This window comes from Robiginitalea marina (assembly GCF_024006985.1).
Classification (GTDB): Bacteria; Bacteroidota; Bacteroidia; order Flavobacteriales; family Flavobacteriaceae; genus Robiginitalea; species Robiginitalea marina.
The window spans coordinates 24,282-44,272 of sequence record NZ_JAMXIB010000013.1; the positions used below are offsets into that span (position 1 = coordinate 24,282).

Annotated in this window: 20 protein-coding genes; 8 read left to right on the top strand and 12 right to left on the bottom strand. The window is 57.7% G+C overall.

What is annotated here, in order from left to right; translation table 11 throughout:
* Positions 1-38: 38 nt before the first annotated feature.
* Positions 39-725, bottom strand: a complete 687-nt coding sequence (locus NG653_RS13060; protein WP_252742162.1) for a DUF8457 domain-containing protein — start codon at positions 723-725, stop codon at positions 39-41.
* Between the two features lie 108 nt (positions 726-833).
* On the opposite strand from NG653_RS13060, the gene NG653_RS13065 reads away from it, so the two are divergent.
* From NG653_RS13065 to NG653_RS13090, 6 genes are all read left to right on the top strand, one after another.
* Positions 834-1,487 (top strand): thymidine kinase, encoded by a 654-nt coding sequence (locus NG653_RS13065; protein WP_252742163.1) that lies wholly within the window; start codon positions 834-836, stop codon positions 1,485-1,487.
* Positions 1,471-2,577 carry an alanine racemase gene (gene alr, locus NG653_RS13070; RefSeq protein WP_252742164.1) on the top strand — a complete coding sequence of 369 codons (1,107 nt, stop codon included), beginning with the start codon at positions 1,471-1,473 and terminating at the stop codon, positions 2,575-2,577. The genes NG653_RS13065 and alr overlap by 17 nt, the downstream gene beginning before the upstream one ends.
* A 77-nt stretch (positions 2,578-2,654) precedes the next feature.
* Positions 2,655-3,065 carry a large conductance mechanosensitive channel protein MscL gene (gene mscL, locus NG653_RS13075; RefSeq protein ID WP_252742165.1) on the top strand — a complete coding sequence of 137 codons (411 nt, stop codon included), beginning with the start codon at positions 2,655-2,657 and terminating at the stop codon, positions 3,063-3,065.
* A 190-nt stretch (positions 3,066-3,255) separates the two neighbouring features.
* Positions 3,256-4,245, top strand: coding sequence for an aspartate-semialdehyde dehydrogenase (locus NG653_RS13080; protein ID WP_252742166.1), 990 nt, complete (start codon positions 3,256-3,258; stop codon positions 4,243-4,245).
* Between the two features lie 92 nt (positions 4,246-4,337).
* Entirely contained in the window at positions 4,338-6,491 is a 2,154-nt protein-coding gene (locus NG653_RS13085; protein WP_252742167.1) for a prolyl oligopeptidase family serine peptidase, read from the top strand.
* 56 nt (positions 6,492-6,547) lie between these two features.
* Complete coding sequence (locus NG653_RS13090; protein ID WP_252742168.1) at positions 6,548-7,534, top strand: ABC transporter ATP-binding protein; 987 nt, start codon at positions 6,548-6,550, stop codon at positions 7,532-7,534.
* Here NG653_RS13090 and NG653_RS13095 read toward each other — a convergent pair.
* From NG653_RS13095 to pdxA, 8 genes are all read right to left on the bottom strand, one after another.
* On the bottom strand, positions 7,531-8,907 hold the full coding sequence (locus NG653_RS13095; RefSeq protein ID WP_252742169.1) for a GntP family permease: 1,377 nt from the start codon (positions 8,905-8,907) through the stop codon (positions 7,531-7,533). The two genes, NG653_RS13090 and NG653_RS13095, sit on opposite strands and share 4 nt — an antisense overlap.
* A 54-nt stretch (positions 8,908-8,961) precedes the next feature.
* Positions 8,962-10,095: an NAD(P)/FAD-dependent oxidoreductase gene (locus NG653_RS13100; protein WP_252742170.1), complete on the bottom strand. Its 1,134-nt coding sequence runs from the start codon at positions 10,093-10,095 to the stop codon at positions 8,962-8,964.
* A 42-nt stretch (positions 10,096-10,137) separates the two neighbouring features.
* A complete protein-coding gene (gene accC / locus NG653_RS13105; protein WP_252742171.1) occupies positions 10,138-11,493 on the bottom strand; it encodes an acetyl-CoA carboxylase biotin carboxylase subunit in 1,356 nt (451 codons plus the stop codon).
* A gap of 56 nt (positions 11,494-11,549) precedes the next feature.
* Entirely contained in the window at positions 11,550-12,032 is a 483-nt protein-coding gene (gene accB, locus NG653_RS13110) for an acetyl-CoA carboxylase biotin carboxyl carrier protein (protein WP_252742172.1), read from the bottom strand.
* Positions 12,033-12,060: 28 nt separating this feature from the next.
* Positions 12,061-13,056, bottom strand: coding sequence for a beta-ketoacyl-ACP synthase III (locus tag NG653_RS13115; protein ID WP_252742173.1), 996 nt, complete (start codon positions 13,054-13,056; stop codon positions 12,061-12,063).
* Between the two features lie 166 nt (positions 13,057-13,222).
* On the bottom strand, positions 13,223-13,420 hold the full coding sequence (gene rpmF, locus NG653_RS13120; RefSeq protein ID WP_252742174.1) for a 50S ribosomal protein L32: 198 nt from the start codon (positions 13,418-13,420) through the stop codon (positions 13,223-13,225).
* 9 nt (positions 13,421-13,429) lie between these two features.
* Complete coding sequence (locus NG653_RS13125) at positions 13,430-13,975, bottom strand: YceD family protein (protein WP_252742175.1); 546 nt, start codon at positions 13,973-13,975, stop codon at positions 13,430-13,432.
* Between the two features lie 66 nt (positions 13,976-14,041).
* On the bottom strand, positions 14,042-15,109 hold the full coding sequence (pdxA, locus tag NG653_RS13130; protein ID WP_252742176.1) for a 4-hydroxythreonine-4-phosphate dehydrogenase PdxA: 1,068 nt from the start codon (positions 15,107-15,109) through the stop codon (positions 14,042-14,044).
* A gap of 57 nt (positions 15,110-15,166) precedes the next feature.
* Here pdxA and NG653_RS13135 point away from each other — a divergent pair, with 57 nt between their 5' ends.
* Positions 15,167-15,760, top strand: coding sequence for a riboflavin synthase (locus NG653_RS13135; RefSeq protein WP_252742177.1), 594 nt, complete (start codon positions 15,167-15,169; stop codon positions 15,758-15,760).
* Here the strand turns inward: NG653_RS13135 and NG653_RS13140 are convergent.
* Complete coding sequence (locus NG653_RS13140; RefSeq protein WP_252742178.1) at positions 15,757-16,845, bottom strand: acyltransferase family protein; 1,089 nt, start codon at positions 16,843-16,845, stop codon at positions 15,757-15,759. The genes NG653_RS13135 and NG653_RS13140 overlap by 4 nt on opposite strands.
* 84 nt (positions 16,846-16,929) lie before the next feature.
* The gene (locus NG653_RS13145) at positions 16,930-18,744 is read right to left on the bottom strand and encodes a sodium:solute symporter family protein (RefSeq protein ID WP_252742179.1); all 1,815 of its coding nucleotides are present in this window, start codon (positions 18,742-18,744) and stop codon (positions 16,930-16,932) included.
* Between the two features lie 68 nt (positions 18,745-18,812).
* On the opposite strand from NG653_RS13145, the gene NG653_RS13150 reads away from it, so the two are divergent.
* Entirely contained in the window at positions 18,813-19,580 is a 768-nt protein-coding gene (locus NG653_RS13150; RefSeq protein WP_252742180.1) for a sulfite exporter TauE/SafE family protein, read from the top strand.
* Here the strand turns inward: NG653_RS13150 and NG653_RS13155 are convergent.
* On the bottom strand, positions 19,577-19,990 hold the full coding sequence (locus NG653_RS13155; protein WP_252742181.1) for a DUF6691 family protein: 414 nt from the start codon (positions 19,988-19,990) through the stop codon (positions 19,577-19,579). The genes NG653_RS13150 and NG653_RS13155 overlap by 4 nt on opposite strands.
* Position 19,991: the final 1 nt, after the last annotated feature.

The following is a 19,991-nucleotide window of genomic DNA, read 5'->3' on the forward strand; positions in this document are numbered from 1 at the left end:
GCCCCCGGCCTTACTGAACCTTCTTTGATTCCGTTCTTTCAGGAATACCGCCTTTCGATTAATGCCATAAACCTGGCCTCATAGTCCTCTTTCCCCTTCCATTGCTGGTATTCCGGCTTGACCATGTTCTCGATAAACTCCCGGGTTTTTTCCAGGGATTCCAGGGTGTTGATCTGGGAAAGGATGCGGTTGAAATCTTCGGTGCTGTCGTTGAAGAGGTGCTTCACGAAAGCCAGCCGGTCATTCAGGCCTATGGACAACTGTTTTTCCGTAAGGGTGTCGTTGAGCGACCTGACCCGGGCTGATGCAGCCAGGTCCGAAGGGGTGGGCGTAACGATATCCCTGTCGCTCTTGATAAAATTCTCCCTGCCGATCAGCCGGGCCAGGACCTCTTCCAGTTCCTCGCCCCCAGGCATCTCCGAAACCATATGCTTGATGGTGTCGATCCCCGGGGTAATGATGTCCTCTTCATGGGGGTTCGATTCCGGGACCAGTTTGTTCTCGTTCAGCACGGCAGAGGCTATGGTTTCAAACTTGGACGCCACTTCGCTTTTGCTGACATCCACCTCAACGTCCTGCAGTTTTTCCTCGATAAAATTCAGGACGGCCATCTTTTCATACAGCTTCCTCGCTGCCTCATACAGGGCCGGCAGTTCCTTCATCTCATCGTCTGCGATGATGGAGGCGCACAACCGGACCAATTCCTCTTTCAATTTTCGTTTCATAGCCTTTTTGATATGGCCCTTCCCCCCGGGGCGCGTATTTTTCATACTTTTACGGCGGCCCACAAGTGGGATCACGGACTCCGATGGAAATTCGCCTAAAATTACAAAATGTTTCTCGAAAACACCGTTAATCACGAAGAACAATTCGGGTGGATCGAAGTAATCTGCGGCTCCATGTTTTCGGGGAAAACGGAAGAATTGATCCGCCGCCTGAAGCGCGCCCAGTTCGCCCGTCAGCGGGTCGAGATTTTCAAGCCCATTGTAGATACCCGCTACCACGAGGAGAAAGTGGTGTCGCACGACGAGAATGAAATCCGGTCCACCCCTGTGCCGGCGGCGGCCAATATCCGCCTGCTGGCGGACGACTGCCAGGTGGTGGGCATTGATGAAGCCCAGTTTTTCGACGACGAGATCGTTACCGTGTGCAACGACCTGGCCAACCGGGGCGTGAGGGTGGTGGTGGCAGGACTCGACATGGACTTCAAGGGAAACCCCTTCGGCCCCATGCCCGCCCTGATGGCCACCGCGGAATACGTGACCAAGGTCCACGCCATCTGTACCCGCACGGGCAACCTGGCCCATTACAGCTTCCGCAAATCCGACAGCAACCGGCTGGTGCTCCTGGGGGAAACCGACCAGTACGAACCCCTCAGCAGGGCGGCGTTCTACCACGCCATGCTTAGGGAACGGATCGGGAGGCTCGAGGTAACCGACCCTGAAATCCTCAACGCCAAATCTCAGGAGGATGGACCAGACTCCTGACACGGCCCTGGAAATCGACCTGACGGCCCTGGAACACAATTACCGGCTGATCCGGTCGGGGCTGCTGCCCGAAACCCGGTTCCTTGGGGTGGTCAAGGCCTTTGCCTATGGGAGTGAGGCCTTCGCCATTGCACGGAAACTCGAAACCCTGGGGGCCGATTACCTGGCCGTTGCGTTCAGCCGGGAAGGGGTGTCCCTGCGCCAACAGGGGATCCGGATGCCCATCCTGGTTTTGCACCCGCAACCGGGCGGGTTGGGGGAACTCATCGAACACTGCCTGGAACCCAGCCTGTACAGCAGGGGCATCCTCACGTCCTTCCTCGAAGAAGCGGCAAAACAAGGGCAACGGCATTATCCCGTACATATAAAATTCAACACCGGCCTGAACCGGCTCGGCTTCCCGGAAGACGACCTGGAGTGGATCCTGGCCCGCCTGGGTGCAAGCGAAATCGTAAAGGCCCGGTCCATTTTCTCGCACCTGGCCGCCTCCGACGACCCGAAGGAACGCGAATTCACCCTGGGGCAGATCCGGGCCTTCGAGGCCATCGCGGGGCGTTGGGGCGCCCTGGCTCCGGGCACCCCCCTTAAACACCTGCTCAATACCTCCGGCATTTTCAACTACCCCCGGGCACAGGCCGATATGGTCCGTTGCGGGATCGGGTTATACGGGTATGCCAACGACCCGGGTATCGATGCCCGCCTGCGGCCGGTGGCCAGGTTGCGCACCCGGGTTTCCCAGGTCCACGACATTGAACCCGGCCAATGGGTGGGGTATAACAAAGGGTTCCAGGCCACGGACAGGCGGCGAACCGCCACCCTGCCGATCGGACACGCCGACGGCATTGGCCGGCAGTACGGGCAGGGCCGGGGCTGGGTGACCATTGGCGGGCAACGGGCCCCCATCCTCGGGAACGTATGTATGGACATGACCATGGTAGACATTACCGGGATCGCCTGCCAGGAAGGGGATACCGCCATTTTTTTCGGGCCCGGGCAGTCTGCGGAAACCTTTGCAGGGTCTGCCGGGACTATTTCCTATGAGTTGCTGGCAGGGATTTCCCAGCGGGTACCCCGGCTCATCCTGGAATGACCTGGTGTGCGTAGGCGCGAATTATAATTTTTTTTACCTTAACCGGCAGATAAAAGCAACCGCTAAACTTCAAAACCATGCTAAAGGAATTCAGAGATTTTATCATGACGGGCAACGTCATTGACCTGGCAGTGGCCGTATTGCTGGCCGGGGCCGTTGGGTTGGTCGTAAACGGTTTCGTAAACGACATCATGATGCCTTTTGTGGGCTATTTTACCGGGGGAATCGATTTTTCGGACTTCAAACTCGTGCTTTCTGAGGCCGTCCTCGCCGAGGATGGCAGCGTGGCCACGCCCGAAAGCGCCATCCGGTATGGGGCCTGGATCAATTCCATCATCAACCTGATCATTGTGGGCTTTGTGCTGTTTATGATCGTGAAGTCGTACAACAAGGTCCGCACCAAAAAAGAGGCGCCGGCGCCCGAGCCGAAAGGCCCCACCCAGGAGGAACTGCTCTCTGAAATCAGGGACCTGCTTAAAAAGAAATAAGGAATCCCTCGCGCCCAGGGCGCGAACCCGCTATACCACGCCAATTGTAACCCTTAAAACCGTTGCGGTCCCCCGCAGCGGTTCTTTTTTGTTTCATTTAGCACATTTTGTTTCAATTTTAATAATCCTTTCGGCCTGGTTTTGCGCGTAACCGAAGCATGGCTACCTTTGGGGGCTTAAATTGTTTGCTATGAAAATTGCCGTGGTAGGGGCTACCGGAATGGTAGGCGAGGTGATGCTGGCCGTCCTGGCCGAGCGCGGGTTCCCCCTCGATGAATTGCTGCTGGTCGCCTCTGCCCGTTCAGTGGGCAAACGCATTGCCTTCGGGGGGCGGGAATACCCTGTTATCGGCCTGGAAGAAGCGCTGCGGGAACGGCCCGCCATTGCCCTGTTCTCCGCCGGGGGCGACACTTCCCTGGAATGGGCCCCAAAATTTGCCGAAGCCGGCACCACGGTCATTGACAATTCCTCGGCCTGGCGGATGGACCCATCAAAAAAACTGGTGGTCCCGGAAATCAATGCCGATGTCCTGGGCCCTGAAGACCGCATCATCGCCAACCCCAACTGCTCCACCATACAGATGGTCATGGTGCTGGCCCCCCTTCACCGGGTGTACCGGATGAAACGGGTCGTGGTTTCCACCTATCAGTCTGTTTCCGGGACCGGGATCCGGGCCGTGCGCCAGCTGGAGCGCGAAATGGCGGGCACCCCGGGTGAAATGGCCTACCCCCACCCCATCCACCGCAACGCCCTTCCCCATTGCGATGTTTTCCTCGAAAACGGGTATACCAGGGAAGAGATGAAACTGGCCCGGGAACCGCAAAAAATCCTGGATGACCGTACCTTCTCCGTCTCGGCCACCGCCGTGCGCATCCCCACTTCAGGGGGGCATTCGGAAGCGGTTAATGTGGAATTCCGCCGCGATTTCGACCTGGCCGAAGTCCGGGAGCTGCTCCGGGCAACCCCCGGGGTGGTGGTACAGGACGACCCCGGCGCAAACCAGTATCCCATGCCCATTTATGCCCATGGGAAGGACGAGGTTTTTGTGGGGCGCATCCGCCGCGATGAAAGCCAGCCCAACACCCTAAACCTCTGGATCGTAGCCGACAACCTCAGGAAAGGGGCCGCCACCAATGCCGTTCAGATTGCAGAATATCTGGTGGAAAAGGGCCTGGTCTGAAAGGCCCTTAAAAATCTGTTAAAGGGTTTTGCCCTTTTCCGGCCAACAGCATTATTTGGTATTTTTGGGGACCATTGATAAGCCATGACCCAATGAAAAAAGCACTCCTTCTTTTCCTCCCGGGCCTTGTCCTGTTCTCATGCCAATCCAAAAACGACTCCTCCATGCCCCTGAAGTATCCTGAAACCTCACGGGTTGACACCGTTGACACCTATTTCGGAACCCCGGTGGCCGATCCGTACCGGTGGCTGGAAGATGACCGCAGCCCTGAGACGGAAGACTGGGTTTCCCGCCAGAATGAACTGACCTTTTCCTACCTCGACAACATCCCCTTCCGGGAAGCGCTGAAAAACCGCCTCGAAACGCTGTGGAATTACGAAAAGCTGGGGACCCCATTCCGGGAAGGCGACTATACCTACTTCTATAAAAACGACGGGCTGCAAAACCAGTCGGTGGTCTATCGCAAAAAAGGGGAGGGGGAAGCAGAAGTGTTCCTGGACCCCAACACCTTTTCCGAAGATGGGACAACCTCCCTGGCCGGCCTGAGCTTTACCAGGGATGGCAGCCTGGCTGCGTACTCCGTCTCCGAAGGCGGCAGCGACTGGCGGAAGATCATCGTGATAGACGCCGTCAGCCGTGAGATCGTGGAAGATACCCTGGTGGATGTGAAGTTCAGCGGGGTCTCCTGGAAGGGCAACGAAGGATTTTACTATTCGAGTTACGACAAGCCCGATGGGAGCGAGCTCTCCGCCAAAACAGACCAGCACAAGGTCTATTACCACAAATTAGGCACCCCCCAGCAAGCCGACCAGTTGGTCTTTGGGGGCCGTCCGGAAGAAAAACACCGGTATGTTTTTGGGGGGGTAACCGAAGACGAACGCTACCTGGTGCTGTCCGCTTCCAATACCACCTCGGGAAACAAGCTCTTCCTCCAGGACCTGAAAACCCCCGGGGCCCCCATTGTGCCTATCCTGGACCATGAAGACAGCGATAGCTATGTGATCGAGAACGCAGGCTCCCGGCTCTACATCGTTACCAACCTGGAGGCCCCCAACCAGAAAATCGTTACGGTGGATGCCGCAAATCCCGGGCCTGAAAACTGGGTGGATTTCATCCCGGAAACGGAACACGTGCTGAGCCCCGGAACAGGAGGGGGTTATTTCTTCGCGGAATATATGGTGGATGCCCTCTCCAAAGTCCTGCAATACGATTACGAGGGCAACCTGGTCCGGGAAGTGGCCCTGCCCGGCCCGGGAAGCGCTTCCGGTTTCAGCGGCAAAAAGGAAGAGAAGGAACTCTATTTCAGCTTCACCAATTATAAAACGCCGGGGTCCTCATACCGCTTCGACGTGGAAACCGGGGAGTATGAGCTGTACTGGAAGCCCGAGATCGATTTCAACCCCGATGATTACGAGTCCAAACAGGTGTTTTACACCTCAGCCGACGGCACCCGTATCCCCATGATGATCACCCATAAAAAGGGACTGGCCCTCAACGGCAGGAACCCTGCCATCCTCTATGGGTACGGGGGCTTCAACGTGAGCCTGACCCCGGGTTTCAGCACCACCAATGCCATCTGGCTGGAACAGGGTGGCATCTATGCCGTACCGAACCTTAGGGGCGGGGGGGAATATGGGAAAAAGTGGCATGACGCCGGCACGAAGATGAACAAGCAGAACGTGTTTGACGATTTTATCGCCGCCGCTGAATACCTCATCGCAGAAGGCTATACCTCCCCCGAATACCTGGCTGTACGGGGCGGATCCAATGGGGGCCTGCTGGTGGGTGCGGTGATGACCCAGCGACCCGACCTGATGAAGGTGGCCCTGCCTGCCGTTGGGGTGCTCGACATGCTCCGCTACCACACCTTTACCGCAGGGGCTGGCTGGTCCTACGACTACGGGACCTCCGGCGATAGCCCTGAAATGTTCGAGTACCTGAAGGGGTATTCGCCCCTGCACAACATTGAGGAGGGGGTCGCCTACCCGGCCACCCTCATCACCACGGCAGACCATGACGACAGGGTGGTGCCGGCGCACAGCTTCAAGTTTGCGGCCACCTTGCAGGAAAAACACCAGGGGGCGAACCCGGTCCTTATCCGCATAGAAACCAATGCGGGCCACGGGGCTGGTACGCCAATCAGCAAAACCATCGAACAGACGGCCGACATCTTTGGTTTTACCCTGTTCAATATGGGGTACGAAAGCCTGCCCAACCAGGCGGTGCTTAAAGATTTTAAGGAGTAGGGCTTTATTTTTAACCCTGAAATCCGTTTCTTTCCGAAACGGATTTTTTTTACGCCATGCTAACGGTCAGCGGACTTTCATTCAGTTACGATCAGGAACCGGTCCTGGAAGGCCTGGGCTTTGAGGTGGCCCCTGGGGAAATCCTTGCCGTGATGGGGGAAAGCGGATGCGGGAAGAGCACCCTGCTGAAGCTCCTCTACGGCATGCTCCCCTTTGAAAAGGGGACCATCCAATGGAAAGACCACCCGATAAAAGGCCCCGCCTTCCAATTGCTTCCGGGGGGGCCTTTCATGAAATACCTGGCCCAGGATTTCGACCTGATGCCCTATACCACCGTGGCCGAGAATATCAGCCAGCACCTCTCCCCGGCTGAACCTGAAAAAACCGAAGCCCGCACCCGGGAACTGATGGAAACCATGGAACTGCTGCCCTACCGCGACAAAAAGGTGTGGCGCCTAAGCGGCGGCCAGCAACAACGGGTGGCCCTGGCCCGGGTACTGGCCCTGCAACCGGAACTCCTCCTGCTCGACGAGCCATTCAGCCATATCGACCATTTCCTCAGGAACAGGCTCCGGAGGAACCTCTTCGGCTTCCTGAAAAAAGAGGGCATCAGTTGTATCTGTGCCACCCACGACCGAGAAGATGTGTTGCCTTTTGCCGACCGGGTCATGATCCTGAAAGACACGGTGGCCCTTGACCTGCGCCCGGCTAAGGAAATCTTCGAAAAACCCGGGAACCTGTATACCGCGGAATTGCTGGGGGAAGCCAACCTGATCCCCATTGCGGTGCTGAAAGCCTATTCGGAAACCACCCGGAACATTATCGTGTATTCCCACGAATTCCGGATTTCCGAAAAATCGGGGATGCCGGTTACCGTTCGTCAGTCCTTCTACCTCGGGAGCCACTACCGCATCCAGGGGGAGCTGGAATCGGGCAAACCGGTTTACTTCGATGCCCCCCAGCCCTACGAGGAGGGCAAAAATGTCTTCCTGAATGTCTCCCTCGAGACGATCAATAAACGCATGCCCATCGAGGGCGATTAGGTAAAAAGAAGGGAACAGGCAAAAACGGCCAGGGCCGCGGTAGTACCCAGTAAAAACGTCCCGCCCCCAAACAGCCGGTATCCGGTGCGCACATCCATCCCGCTCATTTGGGTAACCACCCAGAAAAAGCTGTCATTCGCATGGGAGATTACCGAGGATCCCGCCCCAAGGGCCACCACGGCCAGTGCTTTTTGGGCCTCCCCTTCCAACCCGATGGAAGGCATGAGGGGGAGCAGGATGGAGGCGGCAGTGATCAGGGCCACCGTGGAGGAGCCCTGGGCGGTTTTGAGGGCGGCCGCCAGCACGAAGGGAAGAAAAATCCCTATCTGATAGTCCACCAGCACCGCCCCGAGGGAATCGGCCAGGCCTGACCGCTGCAGGACCGTGCCAAAGATCCCGCCTGCACCCGTGATCAGCAGGATGGAAGCCGAATCGGCGATGGCCTTTCCGACCCAGCCCGAAGCGGACCACATCTGCCGTTCCAACCGGGCGGGAAGCAAGAGGGAAAGGAAAACCCCGATCAGGAGTGCAATTACCGGCTCCCCCAGGAACCCGACCAGGGTTTGCAGCCCTTGGGTTGGCCCCCCGGGGGCCGGGCCGAAAGCCGATTTCAGGACAATCAGGGCGATGGGTACTACAATAGGGAGGGAAGCCTTGAAAAAACCGGGGCCGGGCGTACCGGTTTCCGGGGCTGGCCCACCCTGAAGAGCCACTTCAGGGCCCGGGTCGAGGGGCGTGCGCGCGGCATAGCGGCTTGCAAACCAAACCGACACCGCCAGGGCCAGGAGGCTTACCGGGACCCCGAAAAGGAGGACCAGGCCCAAATCTGCCCCCAGGATACCCGCTGCCGCAATGGGGCCCGGGGTGGGGGGCACCAGGGTATGGGAAGCCATCAGGCCGAGGCCCAGGGCAATGGCCGGGCCTGCCAGGGAAATCCGCGCCTTGCGGCTCAGGCTTTTCCCGAGGGGGTCGAGCAGCATGAAGCCGCTGTCGGCGAATACCGGGATGGAAACCACATACCCCAGGACCCCCATGGCCAGGGGTACCCGTCCGCCCCCGATCCAGGAAAGCACCCGGGCGGCAATTGCCTTCGCCCCCCCGCTGTGTTCCAGGAAAGACCCGATGATGATGCCCAGGACAATGATCAGCCCGATTTTCCCCAGGGTGCCCCCAAAACCATCCTGCACGGCCAGCAGGAGGTCCGAAAGGGCCATGCCCGACCCGGCGCCATACCCCAGGGAAACCAGGAGCAGGGCGAGGAAGGGGTGCATTTTAAGGCGGGTGGTCATCCAGATGATGGCTCCCACCGCCCCAAGGAGTAATGCCAGTTCCATAGGCTGGTTCAGGTAAAGGCCGGCCTTAAGATCGGCCAAAATTATGACCTGTGAAAATCGACAGGCTTCCCGGGTTGGAAGCCGGGGCACTCCCTAAATGGGTTCCCGGCCGGCCAGCAGTGCCAGCTGGCGCCCCACGTGGCTGCCGATTGCAACGCCCATCCCGCCGAGGCGCACCCCGCAGGCCACGTTTTCGGAAAGTCGTTTCACCACCGGGCGCTTTTGGGGGCCCACCCCCATAATGCCGCTCCATCGATGGGCGATCTGCAGGGGCCGCCCCGGCGCGATTACCTCTTCCAGGAGGGTAGCCAACCGGTCCTGGATAAGGGCCGTCTGCCCGAATTCCGTGGTCGTTTCCCCGGCCTTGTCGAGGTTGCGCCCCCCGCCAAGCAGCACCCTGTCGCCGATATTGCGAAAATAATAATACCCCTCCTCCAGATGGAAGGTCCCCTTCAGGGCCAGCCCGGGGATGGGTTCGGTTACCACCACCTGTGCCCGGGCGGGTAGCACGGGCAGGGGGTCCAGTTCCGCGGCAAACCCGTTGGTGGCGATCAGGAGCCTGGCAGCCCTGAATTCGAAGTGGCTGGTCTGTACCCGCACCCCGAGGTCCCCGTCTTCATAACCCTCCAGGCGCACCCCATTGACGATCATCACCGGGTTTTCCTGCCTGCGGACCTTGTCCAGCAGGGCCTCCATGGTTCGGCCGGTATCGATCTGTCCTTCCAGGGGGTTGAGCAGGAGGGTGGGCAGCACCCCCCTGAATCCAAAGGAATTCTCTGCCGGGCGGAAGGCGTCCTGGCCAAACACCGGATAAAGCAGGGCATTGATGCGCCCCATTTCGTCCCTGCACCGCTCCAGGCTTCGGGTTTCCCCATCCAGGAACACCTCATACCCGCCCCACTGCCGATAGCCCATGGCCATGTCGCCCAGTCGCGAACGCAACAGCTGGATGCCACTCCAGCGGTCGGAAACCAGTTCCATCACTTCCTGCTCGGAGTGGGTCTGGAGGTCTGAAAGGATTTCGGTAAGGCTCCCAAAGCAGGCAAAACCGGCGTTTTTGGTACTGGCCCCCTGGGGAAAGACCCCCCGTTCCAGGACCAGGATGCGGGCATCGGGGTGGCGCTGGCGAAGTTCAAGGGCACAACTCAGCCCGGTAATCCCGCTGCCGACAATACAGTAGTCGAGCCTGCTAAGCCAGGTCTTGATTTCCCAGTAGCTGAGTTCCATAAGGGTGGTATTGGATGGCCCGTTTTTCCCTGGTTGGCCCGATCAGGAATCTTCCGGGGCCGGTTTCATGGTAAACCCTTCCATGAACTTGGTGGTATAATTTCCGGCCAGGTAGTCGGGGTGTTCCATCAATTGCTGGTGGAAGGGGATGGTGGTTTTCACCCCTTCGATCACGAATTCATCCAGGGCCCGCTTCATCTTGTTGATGGCCTCCTCCCGGGTCTGGGCCGTGGTGATGAGCTTGGCGATCATGGAATCGTAATGGGACGGGATCACGTAGCCGCTGTACACATGGGTGTCGAGCCGCACCCCATGGCCCCCGGGGGTATGCAGGGTGGTGATGCGCCCGGGCGACGGCCTGAAGTCGTTGTAGGGGTCCTCGGCATTGATGCGGCATTCGATGGAATGCAGCTTGGGGACGTAATTCTTCCCGGAAATGGGCACCCCCCCGGCCACGAGGATCTGCTCGCGGATCAGGTCGTAATCGATGACCTGCTCGGTAATGGGGTGTTCCACCTGGATGCGGGTATTCATTTCCATAAAGTAGAAATTCCGGTGCTTGTCGACCAGGAATTCCACCGTGCCGGCCCCTTCGTAACGGATGTATTCCGCTGCCTTGATGGCGGCCTGCCCCATTTCTTCGCGCAGCTTGTCGGTCATGAAAGGGGAAGGGGTTTCCTCGGTCAGTTTCTGGTGGCGCCGCTGGATCGAGCAGTCGCGCTCCGAAAGGTGGCACGCCTTGCCGTACTGGTCGCCAATGACCTGGATCTCGATGTGGCGGGGCTCCTCGATGAGTTTTTCCATATACATCCCGCCATTGCCGAAAGCGGCCTTTGCTTCCTTGACGGCCCCGTCGAAATGTTTCTCGAGGTCTTCTTCTTTAAAAATAGCGCGCATCCCCTTGCCGCCGCCACCTGCGGTGGCTTTGATCATAACCGGGTACCCCATCTTTTTGGCGACTTTCCGGGCGTCATCCAGGTCTTTCAGGATGCCTTCGGAACCCGGGATGGTGGGCACGCCGGCCTCCCTCATGGTTGCCTTGGCCGTGGCCTTATCGCCCATTTTATCGATCTGGTCGCCTGTGGCCCCGATGAATTTGATGTCGTGTTCGGCACAAATCCGGGAGAACTTGGAATTCTCCGACAGGAAGCCATACCCCGGGTGGATGGCATCTGCATTGGTGATTTCGGCCGCTGCAATAATATTGGGGATCTTCAGGTACGACTCAGAGCTGGGGGCAGGACCAATGCAAACCGCCTCATCGGCAAAGCGGACATGCAGGCTTTCCTCATCGGCCTTGGAATAGACCGCGACGGTCTTGATCCCCATTTCCTTACAGGTCCTAATGATCCGCATCGCGATTTCCCCGCGATTGGCAATCAGTATTTTCTTGAACATGACGGTTCTTCTTGGTAGTTTGTGGTTTTACGTGGCGCTGACAGGGCAGGGACCGGTCAGGAGGGGTCGATCAGGAAAAGGGGCTGGTCGAATTCCACCGGGGAGGAGTCTTCCACCAAAACCTTGATGATCTTTCCGGAAACTTCAGACTCGATGTCGTTGAAGAGTTTCATGGCCTCAATCACGCACAGGACATCCCCCTTGGAGATGGTATCGCCCACTTCTACAAAAGCCGGTTTGTCAGGGGAAGGTTTCCGATAGAATGTCCCGATGATGGGGGACTTCATGGTAATGTATTTGGAATCCTCGCTTTCCTTTTTTGGTTCTTCCTGAGGCGCTGCAGGGGCTGCAGGGGCTACAGGGGCAGGGGCTGCCGGCTGGGCCGGCTGGGGGTACTGCTGCACATAGGTGGCTTCCGGGTAGCTCCCGCCAGGGCCGGTGCGGATGGTGATTTTAATCTCATCCGTCTCGAGCTTTACCTCGCTGGCGCCCGATTTGGCCACGAATTTGATGAGGCTTTGAATTTCTTTGATATCCATGGATGCACGTTTTGTGGGTTGTTCTTTTTTATGAATTATAGGCCCATTTCAAATAGATGGCCCCCCAGGTAAAGCCGCCTCCAAAGGCCGCAAAAACCAGGTTGTCGCCCTTTTTCAATTGCTTCTCGTAGTCATGAAGCAAAAGCGGGAGCGTAGCGGAGGTGGTATTGCCGTATTTTTCAATGTTCATCATTACTTTGGAAGGCTCCAGGCCCATCCTGCTGGCTGTGGCATCAATGATGCGCTTGTTGGCCTGGTGGGGCACCAGCCAGTTGACGTCTTCATGGGAGAGTTCGTTCCGCTCCATGATCCGGGCGGCCACATCGGCCATATTGGAAACCGCGAACTTAAACACCGATTTCCCATCCTGGTACACAAAGTGCTTTTTATCGCGCAAGGTCTCTTCCGATGGGGGCATCAGGGAACCCCCCGCCTCTATTTTGAGGAATTGCCTCCCTGAACCGTCGGAGCGCAGGTACTCGTCCAGGAGCCCAAGGCCTTCCGTGTTGGGTTCAAAGAGGACCGCCCCGCCCCCATCGCCGAAGATGATGCAGGTGGTACGGTCGGTATAGTCGATGATGGAAGACATTTTATCGGCCCCGATGAGCAGTACTTTTTTATACTTGCCCGATTCGATGAAACGGGCTGCCGTGGACATGCCGTAAAGGAAATTGGAACAGGCCGCCTGCAGGTCGTAGGCAAAAGCATTCACGGCCCCGATCTGGGTGGCCACGTAAACTGCGGTCGAAGCGACAGGCATGTCGGGGGTAGCCGTCCCGAGCAGGACCAGGTCGATCTCCGCGGGGTCAAGGTTCCTTTTGCGGATCAGGTCTTCCGCTGCTTTAATGGCCAGGTATGAGGTGCCTTTATCCGGGTCCTTAAGAATCCTGCGCTCCTTGATTCCGGTCCGGGCGGTGATCCATTCATCGTTGGTATCCACCATGGTCTCCAGGATGGCGTTGGTAAGCCGATATTCCGGGACATAAGCCCCCACTGCGGTAATCGCGGCCGTTATCGTATTCATTACCCTTCAGGTTTTTGTAAAAGAACCCTGTGAAAAATGCTTCAAAATTCGTGAAAATTAAGGATTTTCTGCGATAATCCACCCAAAACAGGGATTTTTGAATGAATTGGGCCCATAAAAAAACTCCCACTTGCTCAAGTGGGAGTCGCTTTTTATGACGCGCTGTTTAGGCTGCAGCTTCCTCAGTCTTGTCGACCAGGACCTGTCCGCGGTAATACAGCTTTCCTTCATGCCAGTGCGCCCTGTGGAACAGGTGCATCTCACCGGTGGCGGGGTCTTTGGCCAGGGTAGGGGCACTGGCTTTGTAATGCGTGCGCCTTTTATCCCTTCTGGTCTTGGAAGTTTTTCTTTTAGGATGTGCCATGATGCTCTGTTATTTTTTGTCCGTTAATAATTGTTTCAATGCATCCCACCTGGGATCGGTTTGGTCCTGGTTTTCCCTGACCTCCTTTGGCTCCAGTTCTTTAAGTTTCCTGAGGGCTTCCGAATCGAGCGTTCCGTCAGCCACCCCGGGGTGTACCCGCTTTCCGGGAACCGCCAGTACCAGCATCTCATAAACATACTGGGCGATATTGAACTGGTGTTCCCCATGGGGAAGTACCAGGACTTCATCGTCCTCGTTATTGAATTCCTCCCCGAATTTTATCACAAGGTTCAACTCCGCGGCAATGGGCTGGTCATAGGGCTCACTGGTGAGGTCGCAGTCCACGTTTACCCAGCCTTCCGCCGTGATGTGCGCCTCCATCATCGTGCTCATCTTCTCCAGGACCAGGTCTACCCTGACCTGCGCATCGTTGAATTCCTCGTACTGAAAAGCGTCAAAGAACGACTGGTCAATTTGAAAATCAAAATGATGTTTCCCCAGTTTCAACCCCGAGAAAGGAATCGTGAATTCCTTATGCCTCATCTCCTTATCCATACATTTAGGGCGTGCAAAGATATCCTTTTTTTACTAAACGCCAAGCGTTTCAACGCCTTTTTGCGGCTAGTCCATGCCTTTTGGACTCCGCTTTAATTTGTGCTTTTTCAGGGGGTTCCGCGTCAGTTCCTCATATTCGGACCGGTTCCTGAAGATCCGGATCCCCATAAATACCGCCTCTTTGAACGACTCCGGGTCCGCAACGCCCTTGCCTGCAATGTCAAAGGCCGTCCCGTGGTCGGGAGAGGTGCGCACCCTGGAGAGGCCTGCCGTAAAGTTCACGCCCTTCCCAAAAGACAGGGTCTTGAAGGGGATCAACCCCTGGTCGTGATAACTGGCCAGTACCCCGTCGAAATTCCGGGAATTCGCAGAGGCGAAAAAAGTATCGGCCGCATAGGGCCCGAACACCAGGTGCCCGTTATCGGCCAGTTTCCGCAGGGCGGGTTTCAGCACCTCATCGTCTTCCTTCCCGATAACCCCGTCATCCCCGCTGTGGGGGTTGATCCCCAAAACGGCTATTTTGGGCCGTTGCACCCCAAAATCGCGGATGAGCGACTGCTCCATGGCCAGAACCTTTTCCCTGATGCGCTTTTCGGTAATCAGGGAGGGGGCGTCCTTAACCGGCACGTGGTCGGTCAACAGGCCTACCTTCAGGGTATCGGTGACCATGAACATAAGGCTGTCGCCCCCCAGCTCCCGCGCCAGGTAATCGGTATGGCCGGGGAATTTGAATTCCCCGCTTTGCACGGTTTTCTTGTTGATGGGGGCCGTGACCAGCACGTCCACCAACCCCGCTTTCAGGGCCTCCACGGCTGCCCTGAGCGACTTGATGGCGTATTCCCCACCGGTTTGGGTGGCCTGGCCAAAGGCGATTTCCGGGGAATCTTTCCAGACGTTCACCACGTTGATCTTTCCGTCGATGGCTTCGGAGGCCTCCGGGATGCCATGGAAATTCATGCTGAACCCGAAGTGGTTCTTGTAAAAGGAAATAGTCTTGTTCGAGGCAAAGATAACCGGGGTGCAGAATTCCAGCATCCGGGGGTCTTCAAAAGCCTTCAGGACCACTTCCGCCCCAATGCCGTTGAGGTCGCCAATTGAAATTCCCACCTTGATAATCTCCTCCGATTCCTGCATGAAGTCGTACCTTTGTAGCTGAACAAGCAGTCCAAAATTACTCAATTTCCCGTTACTATGTTTACCGGAATCATCGAAACCCTTGCAGAGGTGGCCCGCCTGGAAACCGAGGGGGGCAACCTCCACCTAACCCTGAGGTCGCCCCTGGCCCGGGAGTTGAAAATTGACCAGAGCCTGGCCCATAACGGGGTCTGCCTGACCGTGGTCGACATCGCGGAAGACACCTATACGGTAACCGCTATTGCAGAAACCCTTAGCCGTACCAACCTGGGGGACCTCGGGCCGGGGAGCCTGGTAAACCTGGAACGGGCCATGGTTTTGGGGGCCCGCCTCGACGGCCACCTGGTACAGGGGCATGTCGACCAGGTGGCGCACTGCACCCGGGTGGAAGCCCACGACGGGAGCTGGGTATTCCATTTCGCCTATACGGCGGGGCCGGGCCAGGTTACCATTGAGAAAGGTTCCATTACCGTAGACGGGGTGAGCCTTACGGTAGTGGATTCAGGGCCGGGCACCTTCAGCGTGGCCATCATCCCCTATACCTACGAGCACACCCGGTTTTCCCAGTACCGCGAAGGAAGCCGGGTGAACCTGGAATTCGACGTGATCGGGAAGTACGTTGCCCGCCTGCTGGAGGGGTATACGCGCTAAACCTTGATGAAGATCTTCCTGCGGTACATCCACCACCCCAGCCAGAGGTAGAAGGCCACCACGGCCAGGCCGTAGAGGAGGGAGGAGAATTCCAGCGGCAGCCCCTCATGCACAAACAGGGTCTGGAAGAGCCAGCCGTGGACCGATTGCCCTTCCCCTACCGAAATCATGTAGAACAGCTTGCTGATAAAACTCGAGAGGAAGTACACCGTAATGGCATTGGCCCCAGCGTAGCTGAAGAGGCTCCCGAACCGCATGCCGCGCACATCGGTCAGGTAGTAGATCAGCCCCAGCAACACATTCGCCCACCCTGCAGTCACCAGCACAAAGCTGCTGGTCCAAAGCGCCTTGTTGATGGGGAAAACCAGGTCCCAGAGGTGCCCAAGCACCACCAGGACAAACCCGGTGAAGAGCATCCTGCGCAATTTGTCCTTCCGTTCGCTGAGCAGGAGCAGGCCCGTGAAAATCCCGAAAATGGCGGTCACTATGGACGGCAGGGTACTGAGCAACCCCTCGGGGTCGTAATCAGGCTTATACATATGGGTGCCAAATACGTGCAGGTCCACATAGTTGGCCCAGTTGTTCGGGGCCCGGTCAAACGTGGGCACCTGCCCCTCGAGGGGGATAAAGCCCATCCAGACCCAGTATCCGAGTAAAATAAACGCTGCCAGTCCCAGGAGGGCCTTCCAGTTCAGGTGAAGGTAGAGGAGGGAAGCAGCCAGGAAGACCACCCCAATCCGCTGGAGCACTCCGGGAAACCGGATTTGTTCGAATGGTTCGATAAAGGGGAACGAAAGGGTAAAGGCCCCCAGGAAAAGCCCCAGCCCGATAAGTTTCAGGCTGCGTATCCCAATTTTTTTGTAGACCGCAGGGCCGGGGGTCTTATTCCGGTAGGCAAAAACAATGGAGGTCCCCACAATAAACAAAAAGAACGGGAAGACCAGGTCGGTGGGGGTATACCCGTGCCACTCGGCGTGCAGCAGGGGCGGATAGACCGAAGACCAGGTCCCCGGTGTGTTCACCAAAATCATCAGGGCAATGGTAAGGCCCCTGAAAATGTCGACGGAAGCAATGCGTTGTTTCATCGGTTTACAGCTATTTATTGAATTGGTCAGGTTCTATTCGCTTGAAAATTTCCCGGTGCGTATCGGGAATTGTCATGGTCCGTGTCACAGGATTTCCCCTTTAATCTGGCTCCAGATTCTCCTTAACAGCCAGGCCGCCACCCCTACCCCCAGGGTCAGGCCAAGGGCCAGGCCATAGTTGCCATAAATCCAGTTGCCGGTGGCAAACATGCAGCCGTACACCAAAAGGCAGCCCAGCACCATGGCCAGGATGCCCGAAGGCACAGTCCACTTCCCGGCCCGGTCCACAGGTTCGCCGGCCTCCCGCGCCAGGCCCACTACCTTGCGCCAGCCAGGCCCACCAGGCTGGATCTTCCGGTAAAACCGGCTGAGGGTTTCCTGGGTCTCTGCCGGGGTGGCAAACGTAACCCCAACCCAGACCAGGGTGGTAATCCCCACCACCAGGGGAAACTTACTCCAGGCGGGCAAAAGCCCTTCCACAGCGCCGCCCCCGAAGAGGGTGGCCCCCAGGTCCGTAAACCCAAAGAGCAGGGAAATGATGCCCGAAGCAAACATGGCGGAAATTTCGCTCCATGCGTTGATCCGCCACCAGAACCAGCGTAGGATAAAGATCAGCCCCGTCCCGGCGCCGAACATCAGGATGATGTCAAAAAGCTGCAGGGCATTGGTCAGGAACAGGGCCAGGATGGCGCTCAGGACCATCAACACCACCGTGGTGATGCGCCCGACGTTCACCAGTTCCCTTTCGGAAGCCCCGGGCCGTACCTGTTGCCTGTAAAAATCGTTGACCACATAGGACGACCCCCAATTCAGGTGCGTGGAAATGGTCGACATATAGGCCGCCCCCAGGGAGGCCAGCACAATGCCCAACAGCCCGGGGGGCAGTTTGGTGAGCATGGCGGAATAGGCAAGGTCCTGGCCAAGCTTGCCCTCCTCCACGTTCGGGAAGGCCTCCTGGATGCTGGCCACATCGGGGAAAACCACAAGGGAAGCCAGGGCGACCAAAATCCACGGCCAGGGCCGGAGGGCATAATGCATGATGTTGAAAAAGAAGGTAGCCCCAATGGCGTGGTTTTCATCGCGGGCGGCGAGCATCCGCTGGGCGATATACCCACCCCCTCCCGGTTCGGCCCCCGGGTACCAGGCGCTCCACCACTGAACCGCCAGGGGGATCACCAAAATCCCCATCAGGGCTTCGGTGTCTGAAAAGTCGGGAAGGATGGAAAGTTTCCCCGCTACATTCTCATGAGCCAGCAACTGCGCCACCCCCCCTACCTCGGGCAGGTTCACCAGGTAAATGGCCGCGCCGACCGCGCCGGCAATGGCCACGAAGAAGAGCAGGAAATCGGTGTAAACCACGCCCCGAAACCCCCCTACGGCACTGAAGATGACCGTAACCACCCCCCCGAGCAGGACGGTCTCCACCGGTGTGAGCCCGAGCATCACCTGCCCGATCTTGATTGCAGCCAGGGTCACGGCAGACATGGCCATGATGTTGAAGACCACCCCCAGGTAAAGGGCCCTGAACCCGCGGAGGAAATGCGCCGGCCTGCCCCCGTAGCGGAGGTCGTAGAACTCCATGTCGGTGGCCACCCCGGACCGCCTCCATAGCTTTGCGTATACAAACACGGTGAGCAACCCTGTCAGCAAAAAGGCCCACCAGACCCAGTTGCCCGAAACCCCGTTGGTCCGCACAATATCGGTCACCAGGTTGGGGGTATCGGTGGAAAATGTGGTCGCTACCATGGAAAACCCCAGCAGCCACCAGGGCATGCTTCGGCCGGAAAGGAAGTATTCTGTGGTGTTTTTACCCGATTTGCGGGAAACCGAAATCCCGATGATCAATACCAGGGTGAAAAACCCGATGATCAGGGCGTAATCCAGGGGGGTCAGTTGCATGGTCAGGGCTTGGTTAGCGTCTAAAGATATTGTTTTTTTAAAATACCTTTATCCTTTCGCTTCAACCCATGATTGCGCACCCTCCCCTGGAAGAAACGGGCCTTTTAGCCCTTGTCCTCGCCCTGCTGTCGAGTTTTGCGCTGGGTATCTCCAAATCGGGCCTGAAAGGCATTGGGGTGCTGATCGTAACCCTCATGGCCCTGGCCTACGGGGCCCGTACCTCCACAGGGCTGCTGGTGCCCCTTTTGATCTGCGGCGACATTTTTGCCGTGCTGCATTACCACCGGCACACCCGCTGGGAATACGTGTGGCGGTTGCTGCCCTGGATCCTGGCCGGGCTCCTGTTCGGGGCCTGGATCGGGAAAGACCTCCCGGAGGCAACCTTCAAATGGGCCATGGGCGGTATCATCCTGGTGAGCGTGGGGGTAATGGCCTGGTGGGACCTCCGCAAATCAAAACACATCCCGAACCATTGGGGGTTTGCCGGGGTCATGGGGATTTTGGCCGGGATCACCAGTATGGTGGGGAACCTGGCCGGGGCGTTTTCAAACCTGTACTTCCTGGCCATGCGGCTGCCCAAAAACGAATTCATAGGCACGGTCGCCTGGCTGTTCCTGTTGATCAACCTGGTAAAACTGCCCCTCCACATCTTTGCGTGGGGCACCATTACCCCGGCCGTCCTGCAGGCCAACCTGAGGCTCTTCCCTGCCCTGGTGCTCGGGTTGCTGGTGGGAATCAGGCTGGTAAGGAGCATCCGGGACCCCCTGTTCCGCAAGCTGATCCTGGTGCTGACGGCCCTGGGGGCTGCCCTGTTGCTCCTCCGCCCGGCAGGTTAGTGCGGCAACTTTTCTTTTACTAACCCATAGGCCCAGGTGCCGAGTACGGCCCCTGCAATCACGATGAGGATCGGGAGGTACCCGGCCCCAACAAGGGTAAACATAGGGCCCGGGCAGGCCCCGGCAAGGGCCCAGCCCAGCCCGAAGATAAAGCCCCCGATAAGGTAGCGGGGAACGCTTTTTTCCTTGGGCTCAAACTGGATGGGGTCCCCGTAAAAGGACTTTACCTTAAACCGTTTGATCGCCTGTACGATGATCACCCCCAGCACCACAGCGGTGCCGATGATCCCGTACATATGGAAGGCGTCAAACTTGAACATTTCGTAAATCCGGAACCAGCTGGCGGCCTCCGATTTGAACATGGTGATCCCGAACAGGATCCCGATCAATAGATAACTCAGGCTTCGCATC